Raw genomic sequence first — 13,019 nt, 5'->3', positions numbered from 1 at the left:
TTAATTCTAAAAAAATGTGGAAATTGACATGCCAAAAGAAAAGGGATATTACAGAACAAACCAAATAAATATGTGTAAAAAGAATATTTTATGGTCATTAAATGGGATACTTGTGTTGGGGGTGCTGTGCAGCTTTATCATACAGCCTAGGAAAAAGAACATATGGATGATCGGCGATTCCACGATGGCTATAAAAGCGCCCGACAAATTTCCGGAAACGGGTTGGGGGGTGGCTTTTGCGGAGATGTTCGGGTCCGATGTGGATGTGTTAAATAAGGCAAAGAACGGGAGAAGCACGAAGTCTTGTATTCGAGAAGGGATCTGGAAAGAAGTAAGCGATGGGTTGAAACAAGGAGATTATGTTTTTATTCAATTTGGGCACAATGATGAGAAAGTCCATAAGCCGAATACAGGGACAATAATTGACGAATATAAAGCAAACCTTTCTTTATTCGTCACGGAAGCTCGGTCGAAAGGAGCCGAGCCCATCTTGTTGACACCCATCGCCCGCCGTGCATTCGAGGACGGCAAGCTCGTCGATACGCACGGTGCGTATCCCGATGCGGTAAGAACAGTAGCGGATAGCTTACATGTGCCGCTTATCGACATGACACAACAAACATCGGAATTATTAACCGAGCTGGGCGAGGAGAAATCTGCCCGTTTGTTCTTACATCTGCCGGAGGGACATATCAATTATCCAAAGGGGGTAATCGATAATACACATTTGAATGAACGGGGGGCGGAGACTATTGCTACGCTTGTCGCCCGAGAGTTGGAACGGCAGCGTATGCCGTTAGCAAAAGATTTAAAAAAGAAAAAATAATAAAATGAGGAAATTAATTTGTGCCGAGCCGGGCCGATTTGTGTATGAAGAGGCAGATATCCCAAAGCCGGGAACAGGAGAATCCCTATTGCGTATTCGCAAAATCGGGATTTGCGGGACGGATATCCATGCTTTTGCAGGTAGGCAGCCTTTTTTTACTTACCCACGTGTGTTGGGGCATGAAGTTGCTGCCGATTACGTGGAAGGAGATGCAGCAGGATTTACAGCGGGCGACAAGGTCACAGTGATTCCGTATTTCACAGCGGGCAAAGACATCGCATCCCAGATGGGAAAACCGAATTGTACCAATGATATGCGTGTTTTGGGTGTCCATATCGATGGCGCTATGGCCGAATATGTAGTTGTTCCTTCGCATGCCTTACGTAAAGCCACCGATTTGGATTATGACGATCTCGTACTTGTCGAGCCGTTGTCCATTGGTGCCCACGGTATACAGCGGGGAGGTATTATTCCGGGAGAGTTTGTCCTGGTGATGGGAGCAGGCCCAATAGGTTTAGGGATTATCGCTTTGGCAAATATTGCGGGAGGAAAGGTTATCGCGCTGGATGTTGACGACAGTCGCTTGGCTTATGCGAAGGCGTTGGGGGCATCTTACACCGTTTCGGCACGAGATGCAGACGTGCAGGAGCAACTAGCAACTATTACGTCTGGTGATATGCCTACGCTTTTGTTTGATGCAACGGGGAATACAGCTGCTATCAATAACGCTTTTCAATATATGGCGCATGGTGCACGCTATGTTCTGGTAGGTTTGCAAAAAGAAGAGATACACTTTAGCCATCCGGAATTTCACAAACGAGAGGGTACACTGATGAGTAGCCGGAATGCTGTTGCGCGTGATTTTGAATATGTCATGGAGCGCTTACAAGACAAATCGTTAGATGCGCAACAGTTTATTACACGACGCGTCAAGTTCGAGGATGTAGCGGAACTGTTCACCGATGGTAATAAACCTTTACTTTCCGGAATCAAGACCGTGATCGAGTTTAGTTAACCGAAATTACAGAAAAAATTAGAGCGCAAACGTTACCGATAACGTTTGCGTTTTTAATTCTAAGCTAACCCGCTGTTAAACTGAATATTAATGTATAAATTTATCTTCGACCAATAGAGAGGGAGTAATAAAATACATTTAATGAAGGCAAACCTATTCATCATTTTGGTTTTTTTCTGGATGGAAGCTGCGTGGGGAGCGTCCTATGACTTCGTCGTTTCGAAAGACGGGAGTGGTGATTTTGAAACGGTGCAGGAAGCCATTGATGCCGTTCCTTCTTTTCGGAAAGAAGGAACTACCATTTTTGTGAAAAAAGGGGTGTATAAAGAAAAAATCATCTTAGCTTTTCCGAAGCAGCATATAAAACTCATAGGAGAAGACAAATTCAATACGATTTTGACGTTTGACGATTTTGCTCAGAAAAAAAATGCATTTGGTGAAGAAATCGGAACATCGGGCTCATCTAGTTTCTATTGCCTTGGAGAGGGCTTTATTGCTGAAAATATCACGTTTGAAAATAGTGCTGGTCCGGTAGGTCAGGCAGTCGCGATATGGGTAGGTGCAGATAAGGCAACGTTTATCAACTGTCGTTTCTTAGGCTACCAAGATACGCTGTATACATACGGTAAAGGTGCTAGGCAGCTATATGTCAACTGTTATATCGAAGGAACAGTCGATTACATTTTTGGATCATCTACGGCTTGGTTTGAAGCCTGCGAGCTACATTGTAAGAAATCCGGCTACATTACTGCCGCTTCAACTCCAGAAACAACTGAATACGGCTATATATTCAATAATTGTATCATTACGGGAGCGGAGGATGTACAACGTTTTTATTTAGGCCGTCCGTGGAGGCCTTATGCGAAAGTCGTGTTTATGCATTGCATCTTGCCGGATTTTATCGTTTCGGAAGGATGGCACAACTGGGGAAAGGAGAGCAACGAACAAACCGCTTTTTATGCAGAATATGAAAATACGGGAGAAGGCGCTTTGTCACAAAGTCGTGTCAAATGGTCACAACAGCTAACGGACGAAGAGGCAGGAGAACTAACATTATCAACTGTTTTCGGTGATTGGGACGTCAAATCAATACTAAATAAACATTCGGTTCTCCGGTAACGATTGCATAGTTTTTTCTTTCTTTTTCTAGACAAACGATGTAGACTTGTCTAAACGAAATAGCCAAAAATTAAACAAATAAAGGGGAAATGATACGAAGAAAACAAGATATTAAGACAATATATATCACTATGCTCATGGTTTTGGCGGGTATAAGTGTGTGCGCGTTGAAGGCACAGGAACCTGTACGTCCGATCGTCCAACAAGTGAGCTTTCCAAACGACACGTTACGTATTACCGAATTTGGAGCAAAAGGTGACGGCCAGTATATAAACACCGAAGCGATTAATAACGCGATTACAACCGTTAATGAAAAGGGCGGCGGTGTAGTATTGGTACCGGGAGGCTTGTGGCTGACCGGACCTATCGAAATGAAGAGCAATGTAAACTTGCATATTCAGCGGGATGCAGTAATCTTGTTTACAGATAACTTTGATGCATATGAACTCGTAGAATCCAACTGGGAAGGAGAACCTGCATGGCGAAACCAAAATCCGATTTCGGGAAAGAACTTAGAAAATATAGCGATTACAGGAACGGGTGTTATTGACGGGAATGGCGGGGCTTGGCGAATGGTGAAACGAGATAAGATGACAGACGCGCAGTGGAAAAAGCTCGTTGCTTCTGGCGGTGTCGTGGACGAGGCCGGCAGGATTTGGTACCCCTCCGAAAGTGCACTTCGCGGTGCAACAACGCAGAACGCAGGTAAAGGTCATGCCGGACAAACGGCGGCTGATTTTAGGGATGTGAAAGATTTTTTGCGTCCGAATCTATTGGTTTTTACGTCTTGTAAACGTATCCTGCTAGAAGGTGTAACGATCCAAAATTCACCGGCTTGGAATATTCATCCGTTAATGTGCGAAGATTTAACGGTAAGAAACCTAAACGTACGAAATCCCTGGTATGGCCAAAACGGAGATGGTCTGGATATTGAATCCTGTAAAAATGTGCTAGTCGAAAACAGCACGTTTGATGTGGGTGACGATGCCATATGTATTAAATCCGGACGTGATAAAGCGGGTCGCGATAGAGGAATGCCAACAGAGAATGTAATTATTCGCAACAATATCGTATACCACGGGCATGGAGGCTTCGTGATCGGAAGTGAGATGAGTGGTGGTGCCAGAAATATTTGGGTGGAAGATTGTTCGTTAGTGGGTACAGATATTGGTTTACGCTTTAAGACCACACGCGGCCGTGGAGGTGTGGTAGAAAATATATTCATCAATAACATTAACATGGTTGGTATTCCAGGAGAAGCGATATTATTCGATATGTACTATGGTTTGAAAGGGCAGCTTCCGAAGGCAGGCGAGGGAGGTGCTGCATTAGCGGAGATCCCGCCGGTGACAGCGGAAACGCCTCGATTCCAAAATTTTGTTATTCGGAATATTAAGGTGAATGGTGCGGAAAAGGGAATTTTTTTCCGTGGTCTACCGGAGATGTCTATAAAAAACATTCTGATCGAGCATGCGCATATTGTGGCAAAAAAAGGCGTCGAACTTATCGAGGCGTCGAATATCGTTGTGAAAGATTTAACACTCAAAACAGCCAATACGAATCCACTTATTCATATAGATAACAGCAAGAATATTGTGTTTACAGCGTTGAAACCGATAGACAACATAGATTTACTTATCCAGGTGTCCGGCGCGAAAACCGAAAAAGTGGTACTTACGGGAACGAAGGCGGAAAGCGTAAAGAAAACAAGCGTGTTTTCCAACGGTGCATCAGAAAAAGCGTTGATTATAAAGTAGGAAAAAAAATGAAGAAGAATATAAGTTTTGTAGTCTGTTTACTGTTGTTAACACAGCTCGGTGTGGGGCAACAGAGACTATCCGAGAAAATGGCAATTACGGCGATGGATTCGTTGTATAAAGATGCTCGGTTTACCAATAAAGAGAAAGGACCCCAATGGACCTACGACATGGGCGTTGTATTGGAAGGTATGGTGGAAGTATGGCGAAATACAGGTGATAAAACGTATTACGACTATATACAGGGCTGGATGGATCAGTTTGTAACAGAAGATGGCGATATCAGAAACTATCGACCAGAAGAGTATAATATCGACCATATTAAAAATGGCCGCTCATTATTGTTCCTGTACAAGGTCACGGGGAAGCAGAAATATTTAAAAGCGAGTGAAAAGATATATAATCAGATCCTGACACACCCCCGCACCAATGAGGGCGGATTTTGGCATAAGAAAATCTATCCGTATCAAATGTGGCTGGATGGACTCTATATGGCACAACCCTTTTATACCGAGTACGCTGCTTTGATGGGTATCGATAGTGCATTTGATGATATCGTAAACCAGTTTACGTATATGGAAAATCATGCGCGCGATGACAAAACGGGATTACTTTACCACGGTTGGGATGAGTCTAGAAAAGAAAAGTGGGCAAATCCGGAAACGGGGCTTTCCAAGCATTTTTGGGGAAGAGGAATTGGCTGGTATGCGATGGCTTTGGTGGACGTGTTAGATTATTTCCCGCAGGAACATCCCGGCAGAGAAAAGCTTTTACAAATCTTGAACCGAACATTAACAGCTGTAGCGCGATACCAAGATCATAAGACAGGTGTATGGTATGATATTGTTGATTTAGGCTCGCGTGAAGGAAATTATGTAGAGGCATCGGCATCGAGTATGTTTGTATATGCGATGGCGAAAGCCGTTAGAAAAGGATATGTTGAAAAAAAGGACTTTCAAAAAGCTGTTGATAAGGGGTATACTGGTTTGGTAAAGCAGTTCGTCACCTCGGGTGGTTCTGACCGCGTGAATATCAATCATGTCGTAACTGTTTCTGGATTGGGAGGGTCAAAAAATTATCGTGATGGCAGCTTTGCATATTATATGAGCGAACCCGTGAAACCGAATGACCCTAAAGGTGTTGGACCTTTTATCTTAGCCGCATCCGAAATGGAATTTGCAAAAACAGCAAAAGGTAGAAAAGTAAATGTGACGTTGGATAATCATTATAACAATGAATACAAGAAAGCACCGGACGGTCAATTGAAGCCTTATCATTACCTTTGGGACGGTCAGGATAACAACGGTTTCTATTTGTTAGGACGCATATTTGAACAATATGGGGGTAAATTGAATACATTGCGTGAAGCGCCAACTCGGCAAAAGTTAGCGGATAGCGATATTTATATTATTGTTGATCCTGATACAGAGAAAGAGACAACGCGTCCGAATTACATGAACGAAGCAGATGCGGATGAGATTGCAAGTTGGGTTCGGGCAGGAGGTGTATTGGTGTTATTGCTCAATGATGCAGGCAATTGTGAGATAACGAAGTTCAACACACTTCCTCAAAAATTCGGAATCACGTTTAATGAAGACAACCGGAATATGGTGAAAGGAAATAATTATGCGCAGGGTGCTATTATCATGTCGCCGAAAACGGAAATTTTCAAAGAGACAAAGAAGATTTATATAAAAGAAATTTCGACCATCAACGTTACAAAGCCGGCAAAAGCACTCGTGGAGGATAACGATGATATCATCATCGCAACAGCAAAATTTGGTAAGGGAACTGTTTTCGCGATTGGCGATCCGTGGTTGTACAATGAATATGTAGATGGGCGTAAACTTCCTGCTGAATATCAGAACTTTGACGCAGCGCATGAACTGGTACAGTGGTTAGTGAAAAAAGCAAAATAAATAGATAGACGATGCATATTAGATTTTCCATATTGTTTTATTGTTTGCTCTCGCTATCTCATTCGGTTTTAGCGCAGGAAAAGCTAAAAGATAGTTTAGCAGAGAAGGTGCTGGCATACCAGCTTCCCAATGGAGCATGGGGAAAACAAGTTGATAAGAAGGCGGTCAACTATGCTTTACCATTGACAAATGAATTGATTCAGAAAATCAAAGCCACGGGTGAAGAACACGCCACGATTGACAACGGAGCGACAACGCGAGAAATTAACATATTAGTGGAGGCCTACGCCAAAACACAGAACGCCGATTATTTAAACGCAGCTCGTCAAGGGGTAGCATATTTGTTAGAAGCGCAATATGAAAACGGTGGCTTTCCACAATACTATCCTAACAAATCCTTATATCGAGCGCAGATTACCTATAATGACAACGCGATGATTAATGCGTTAACCGTGTTGGACAACTTAGTAAAAGAAAAAGCGGGTTTTGATGCATTAGGTGAGGACAAGTTAAAAAGACGTGCGGCAGATGCATTGGCAAGAGGCATAGATTGTATATTAAAAACACAGGTGGTTCAAGACGACTCTTTAACCATTTGGGCCGCGCAATATGATGAAAAAACGTTACAGCCAGAACAGGCGAGAGTTTTTGAGCCAGTTTCGCTAAGTACATCGGAATCGGTCAATATTGTTCGTTTTTTGATGAAACAGCCCGTTACGCCAGCGATAGAAAAAGCAATAGAATCTGCTATTCGTTGGTTTGCGGTACATGACTTAGAAGGGTATCGATTTGATAGAAAAAAGGACCCAAAAACAGGAAATACAGTTCGTGATTTGGTGCCTGATAGTACTTCTGTGATATGGTCGAGATTCTACGATATCAAGAATAATAAACCGCTATTCGGCGATCGGGACAATAGCGTGACTTACGATTTTTCGCAAATATCAGCTGAACGAAAGAATGGGTATGCGTGGTTTGGGAATTGGCCCGCCAAGCTGTTGGAAAAAGACTACCCCAAGTGGAAGAAAAATAAGGAAATAAAAAAGTAGAAATATGTTACTTTCAAGAGAGAATATAGGAAAAATAGATGCAAGCAAGGTGGAGTTGCCTGAAGGCAATTCCTTTGAATTGCCGGAACGCGTGTTGCAATTTGGAACTGGAGTGCTGTTGAGGGGCTTGCCTGATTATTTTGTTGATAAGGCAAATAAAGAAGGTTTGTTTAACGGGCGTATTTTGGTGGTTAAGTCAACAGCATCATCGGGTACGGATGAATTTGCAGAGCAAGAAGGCTTATACACCTTATCTATCAAAGGAATAGAGGATGGGCGGGAAGTCGTTCGATACAGTGTCAATAATGCGATTTCGCGGGTATTGTCAGCCTCGAGAGATTGGCAAGCTATCCTTGAAGCGGCGCGGAACCCCGATATGCAAGTTGTATTTTCCAATACAACGGAAGTAGGGATCGTATTGAGTAACGATAAGATAACAGACGGCCCTCCTGCTTCATTTCCCGGAAAATTGTTGTCCTTCCTGTACGAACGTTACCGACACTTTGATGGCGACACAACAAAAGGGCTCGTGGTGCTCCCTACAGAATTGATTTCCGACAATGCAACGAAACTGAAGAAAATTTTACACAGTTTGGCTGCTCAGAATAACCTGGAAAAAGGTTTTTTAACATGGTTAGACGAAGCCAACGACTTCTGTAATACCTTGGTAGATCGCATTGTGCCGGGTCGTTTGCCGAAAGAGGAGCAGCAACAAACGGAACAGGAATTGGGGTACCAGGATAAACTCATGATTATGGCCGAACCATTCCGTTTATGGGCCATCGAAACCGATTCGCAACGCGTGAAGAATGTCCTTTCTTTCGCAGAAGTAGACGACGGTGTAGTACTTGTTCCATCTATCGATAAATTCAAGGAGATTAAGTTGCGGCTGTTGAACGGAACACATACGCTAAGTTGTGCAGCTGCGTTGTGGAGTGGCTTTATAACCGTGAAAGAAGCGATGCAAAATGATGCGTTTAATGCTTTCGTCCGCGGTCTGATGAAAAATGAAATAGGTAAATCGATAGTCGATCAACATATTAAAACACAGGATGTGGAGGATTTTGCTAATCGTGTAATCGACAGGTTTAGTAATCCTTTTCTTGAGCATCGATGGGAAAACATTGCGTTAAATTATACCTCGAAGATGAATATGCGCAATATCGCATTGTTAGAAAAATGGTATACGAAGAATCTCGTTCCCCCACAGCATATCGCATTAGGTTTCGCCGCCTATATCAAGTTTATGGATACTACAGAGCAAGATGGTCAATATGTACAGGAGATCAACGGACAGAAAATTGTCCTTCAAGACGAGTTTGCACCGGCATTGTTAAACCATTGGACGAATAGGCAGACAGTAATACACAATGTGCTCCGTGATGATAGTCTATGGGGAAAGGATTTGACAACGTATCCCGAGTTCGAGTCGGCTGTCGGGCATTATATGGACGAAATAGACGCGGATGGCGTATTAAAAACAATTGAAAAGTTAAATGCAACATGGCAAATAGAATATTAAGGATCCATCCGAAGGATAATGTATTGGTAGCATTGCAGGACCTGTCGAAAGGTGAGCAAATAGCGTTTGATGGTGCAGTTTATACCTTACAGGACGATGTGCCCGCAAAACATAAGTTTTTTATGCGGGACATGCATCAAGGAGATGAAATATATATGTATGGCGTACTTGTGGGAAAAACACAATATACCGTGCAGCAAGGGGGGATTATGAATACGGACAATACCAAACATGCCGCAGATCCCTATAGATTTCGCCCTTATGAATACACATGGGAAATGCCCGATGTTTCGCGCTTCGAAGGCAGAACCTTTAACGGGTATGTTCGCTCTGATGGCAAAGTGGGTACGGCCAATTATTGGCTTTTTATCCCTACCGTATTTTGTGAAAACAGAAACCTGGATGTTATTAAGGAAGCACTCCACAACGAACTAGGGTATTCGGTGACCGGAAAATATCGTGCTTTTACCCATGAACTGTTGGCCGCGTATGAAGCCGGACAGGACATAAATACGTTGTCACCTGAACAGCTAAGCGTTGTCTCTCATGCGAAGAATCGTGTATTTAAAAACGTAGATGGTATTAAATTCTTAAATCATCAGGGGGGGTGTGGCGGTATCCGGCAGGATGCGGCCGTTTTAGGGAAACTATTGGCCGCTTATGCTGACCACCCTAATGTAGCAGGTGTCACGGTATTAAGTCTCGGTTGTCAGAATCTGCAACTGAACGATTTATTGGCGGATATAAAAGAGCGAAATCCGAATTTTAAAAAGCCGATTCACGTTTTTGAGCAACAGCAGTCGAAAAGCGAAGAACAGCTTATTAAAGAAGCTATACAAAAGACCTTTGTCGGACTGATAGAAATTAATAAATTGGAACGGCAACCTGCTCCGTTGAGTAAATTAACCTTGGGGGTGAAATGCGGTGGTAGCGACGGTTTCAGCGGAATATCGGCAAACCCGGCTGTAGGATATACTTCTGATTTACTGGTCGCTCTAGGAGGCAAAGTGCTGTTGGCCGAGTTTCCCGAATTGTGTGGCGCTGAACAAAACCTAATCGATCGAACGATAGAGCCGGAAGCGGCCCATAAATTCATTCGATTAATGGGGGCTTACAGCCAGGCAGCAGAAAATGTAGGTTCTGGGTTTCACATGAATCCGTCTCCAGGAAATATTCGGGATGGTCTGATTACCGACGCTATAAAGAGTACAGGAGCGGCTAAAAAAGGCGGAACGTCGCCTGTAGTAGACGTATTAGATTATACCGAAGAAGCAACTAAACCCGGGTTAAATCTAGTGTGTACACCAGGCAATGATGTAGAAGCAACAACCGGAAAGGCCGCTTCGGGTGCCACCCTAATTTTGTTTACCACTGGGCTTGGCACACCTACGGGAAACCCCATTTGCCCGGTTATAAAGGTAGCCACCAATAACGCGTTGGCACAACGCATGGGCGATATTATTGATATCAATACGGGGGCTATAATTGACGGGGATAAAACCATCGAGCAAATGGGGGAAGATATCTTAGAATATTGCATTAAAGCCGCCAGTGGAGAAGTAATACCAAAAGCAGTACAGTTAAATCAAGACGACTTCATTCCTTGGAAAAGAGGAGTAAGTTTATAAAACTATTATAATCATGAAAGCATTTTTAGACGACAACTTTTTATTAAATAGCAAAACGGCAGAAACGTTATATCATCAGTTTTCAAAGAGTTTGCCTATTATTGACTACCATAATCACCTGATCCCAGAACAAATTGTAAACGACACGCAATTTGAGAACATAAGCCAGGTATGGCTGAATGGTGACCATTATAAATGGCGCGCTATGCGTGCCAATGGAGTGAACGAGAAATATATTACAGGAGATGCTTCTGACAAAGAGAAATTTTTAAAATGGGCGGAAACTGTTCCATATACGCTGCGTAATCCTTTGTACCATTGGACACACTTAGAGCTTCAGCGCTACTTTGGCATCAAGGATTTACTTTCTCCTAAAACAGCAGAAAAGATTTATGAAGAGACGGCGGCTAAGTTGGCGGAACCGGGTTATTCCGTTCGGGGATTATTGAAAATGATGAATGTTGAGGTCGTATGTACGACAGACGATCCGATAGATTCCTTGAATTTTCATCAGCAGTTTGCGCAGGAGAACGAAAGCTTCAAGATGCTTCCGGCTTTTCGTCCAGATAAAGCCATGAACGCAGACGATGTTGAAGCGCTGAACACTTATATCGATCAAGTGGAAGCAGTGACAAATACATCTATTGGAAGTTATGCGGCTTACTTAGACGCACTGAAGACAAGACACGACTTCTTTGCGGAAAACGGTTGTTCTGTTTCTGATCACGGGCTAGAGCAGATTTACGCCGAAGATTATACTGATCAGGAGATTGCTCTTATCTTCGAAAAAATAAGAGCAAAACAAGTCTTAACCCTTAGCGAAAATTTGAAGTTCAAATCGGCTATGTTGGTGCAGTTTGCGGAATGGGATCACGAAAAAGGTTGGGTTCAACAGTATCATCTAGGGGCGCTACGGAATAACAACGCGCGTATGTTGCGTTTAAATGGACCAGATACCGGCTGGGATTCCATCGGTGACTTTAGCCAAGCGAGAGCACTTTCTAAATTCCTGAACAGGTTGGATAACCAGGATAAGCTGACAAAAACGATTTTATACAATCTGAACCCGGCTGACAATGAGTTAATCGCCACCATGATCGGAAATTTTAATGATGGATCAATCAAAGGAAAAATTCAGTTTGGATCGGCTTGGTGGTTCCTGGATCAAAAAGACGGCATGACTAAGCAGCTAAACGCCTTGTCGAATATGGGGCTGTTGAGCCGTTTGGTCGGGATGTTGACCGATTCTAGAAGCTTCTTGTCGTTTCCAAGACATGAGTATTTCAGACGATTAGTGTGTGATATTTTCGGAGAAGATGTAGAAAAAGGAGAACTGCCAAATGATATCGAATGGATTGGAGAAATGGTAAGTGATATTAGTTATCATAACGCGAAAGAATACTTCAACTTTTAGATTTCTGCGTTCAAATGACTATCTTTCCGAAATATTCTAATGACACCTAAACCGGTCAGCGGGAAGAATTAACACAGAACAAAACGAATAAAATGGGTAAAAGAAAAGAAGTTTTAGATGCGATTTTAAAACAGGGAATGTTGCCGTTGTTTTTTCACACGGACGTACAAGAAAGCATAGCTATTGTAAAGACGTTATATGCATCGGGGATTCGTGTCTTTGAGTTTACAAATCGTGGAGACGAGGCAAAGCGCGTTTTTAAAGCATTAATAGATGCTCGAAACGAAGAAATGCCTGATCTTCAGTTAGGTATCGGCACAATTAAGACCAATACCGAAGCGGAAAAATTTATTAGTTTGGGCGCGGACTTTATCGTTGCACCAATAGTCACCCCTGAAGTAGGGGATTTAACGCATAGTCACGATTTATTATGGATTCCGGGCTGTATGACACCCACAGAAATAGCTTTTGCGCAACAGAATAAAGCGTCTTTGATCAAGCTTTTTCCGGCGAACGTATTGGGACCGGGATTCGTGTCTGCGATTAAAGAGCTGTTCAAAGGTCAGCTATTTATCCCTACTGGAGGCGTGGATTTGGAAATAGAAAACCTAAAATCTTGGTTTAATGCTGGCGTTTGTGCAGTTGGAATGGGCAGCAAGCTAATCAACCCGAATAATACAGAGGGACTTGCCGAAAAAACACAACAGGCTTTACAGCTTGTGGAACAAGCAAAGGCATCGATTGACAAATGAGAAATAAACAACAATTCA

At 42.9% G+C, this 13,019-nt stretch carries 10 protein-coding genes; all 10 read left to right on the top strand.

Annotated features, from left to right (window positions below):
• Positions 1-70 precede the first annotated feature (70 nt).
• The 10 genes from C5749_RS09370 to C5749_RS09325 all read left to right on the top strand — a co-directional run bounded on the left by C5749_RS09370 (position 71) and on the right by C5749_RS09325 (position 13,001).
• Positions 71-826 carry a rhamnogalacturonan acetylesterase gene (locus C5749_RS09370; RefSeq protein WP_105726967.1) on the top strand — a complete coding sequence of 252 codons (756 nt, stop codon included), beginning with the start codon at positions 71-73 and terminating at the stop codon, positions 824-826.
• Positions 827-830: 4 nt separating this feature from the next.
• Positions 831-1,841, top strand: a complete 1,011-nt coding sequence (locus C5749_RS09365; RefSeq protein WP_105725440.1) for a zinc-binding alcohol dehydrogenase family protein — start codon at positions 831-833, stop codon at positions 1,839-1,841.
• 141 nt (positions 1,842-1,982) lie between these two features.
• A complete protein-coding gene (locus C5749_RS09360) occupies positions 1,983-2,960 on the top strand; it encodes a pectinesterase family protein (protein WP_105725438.1) in 978 nt (325 codons plus the stop codon).
• A gap of 89 nt (positions 2,961-3,049) precedes the next feature.
• Positions 3,050-4,717 (top strand): glycoside hydrolase family 28 protein, encoded by a 1,668-nt coding sequence (locus C5749_RS09355; RefSeq protein ID WP_105725436.1) that lies wholly within the window; start codon positions 3,050-3,052, stop codon positions 4,715-4,717.
• A gap of 8 nt (positions 4,718-4,725) precedes the next feature.
• Complete coding sequence (locus C5749_RS09350) at positions 4,726-6,636, top strand: glycoside hydrolase family 88 protein (RefSeq protein WP_105725434.1); 1,911 nt, start codon at positions 4,726-4,728, stop codon at positions 6,634-6,636.
• A gap of 11 nt (positions 6,637-6,647) precedes the next feature.
• The gene (gene pelA / locus C5749_RS09345) at positions 6,648-7,685 is read left to right on the top strand and encodes a pectate lyase (protein ID WP_105725432.1); all 1,038 of its coding nucleotides are present in this window, start codon (positions 6,648-6,650) and stop codon (positions 7,683-7,685) included.
• Positions 7,686-7,689: 4 nt separating this feature from the next.
• Complete coding sequence (locus C5749_RS09340; protein WP_105725430.1) at positions 7,690-9,207, top strand: tagaturonate reductase; 1,518 nt, start codon at positions 7,690-7,692, stop codon at positions 9,205-9,207.
• Complete coding sequence (locus tag C5749_RS09335) at positions 9,189-10,835, top strand: UxaA family hydrolase (RefSeq protein ID WP_105725428.1); 1,647 nt, start codon at positions 9,189-9,191, stop codon at positions 10,833-10,835. The genes C5749_RS09340 and C5749_RS09335 overlap by 19 nt, the downstream gene beginning before the upstream one ends.
• 13 nt (positions 10,836-10,848) lie before the next feature.
• On the top strand, positions 10,849-12,249 hold the full coding sequence (gene uxaC / locus C5749_RS09330; RefSeq protein ID WP_105725426.1) for a glucuronate isomerase: 1,401 nt from the start codon (positions 10,849-10,851) through the stop codon (positions 12,247-12,249).
• Positions 12,250-12,341: 92 nt separating this feature from the next.
• Complete coding sequence (locus C5749_RS09325; RefSeq protein WP_105725424.1) at positions 12,342-13,001, top strand: beta/alpha barrel domain-containing protein; 660 nt, start codon at positions 12,342-12,344, stop codon at positions 12,999-13,001.
• Positions 13,002-13,019 lie beyond the last annotated feature (18 nt).

This window comes from Sphingobacterium gobiense (assembly GCF_002980575.1).
Lineage (GTDB): Bacteria > Bacteroidota > Bacteroidia > Sphingobacteriales > Sphingobacteriaceae > Sphingobacterium > Sphingobacterium gobiense.
Note: the sequence above shows the minus strand (reverse complement) of the source record. Positions and strands in the feature narration are given on the sequence as shown.

Excerpts from the sequence above, each read along its gene's own strand:
- pelA (WP_105725432.1), top strand. The coding sequence starts at position 6,648 with ATGCATATTAGATTTTCCATATTGTTTTATTGTTTGCTCTCGCTATCT.
- C5749_RS09370 (WP_105726967.1), top strand. The coding sequence starts at position 71 with ATGTGTAAAAAGAATATTTTATGGTCATTAAATGGGATACTTGTGTTG.
- C5749_RS09325 (WP_105725424.1), top strand. The coding sequence starts at position 12,342 with ATGGGTAAAAGAAAAGAAGTTTTAGATGCGATTTTAAAACAGGGAATG.
- C5749_RS09355 (WP_105725436.1), top strand. The coding sequence starts at position 3,050 with ATGATACGAAGAAAACAAGATATTAAGACAATATATATCACTATGCTC.
- C5749_RS09335 (WP_105725428.1), top strand. The coding sequence starts at position 9,189 with ATGGCAAATAGAATATTAAGGATCCATCCGAAGGATAATGTATTGGTA.
- uxaC (WP_105725426.1), top strand. The coding sequence starts at position 10,849 with ATGAAAGCATTTTTAGACGACAACTTTTTATTAAATAGCAAAACGGCA.
- C5749_RS09340 (WP_105725430.1), top strand. The coding sequence starts at position 7,690 with ATGTTACTTTCAAGAGAGAATATAGGAAAAATAGATGCAAGCAAGGTG.
- C5749_RS09360 (WP_105725438.1), top strand. The coding sequence starts at position 1,983 with ATGAAGGCAAACCTATTCATCATTTTGGTTTTTTTCTGGATGGAAGCT.
- C5749_RS09350 (WP_105725434.1), top strand. The coding sequence starts at position 4,726 with ATGAAGAAGAATATAAGTTTTGTAGTCTGTTTACTGTTGTTAACACAG.
- C5749_RS09365 (WP_105725440.1), top strand. The coding sequence starts at position 831 with ATGAGGAAATTAATTTGTGCCGAGCCGGGCCGATTTGTGTATGAAGAG.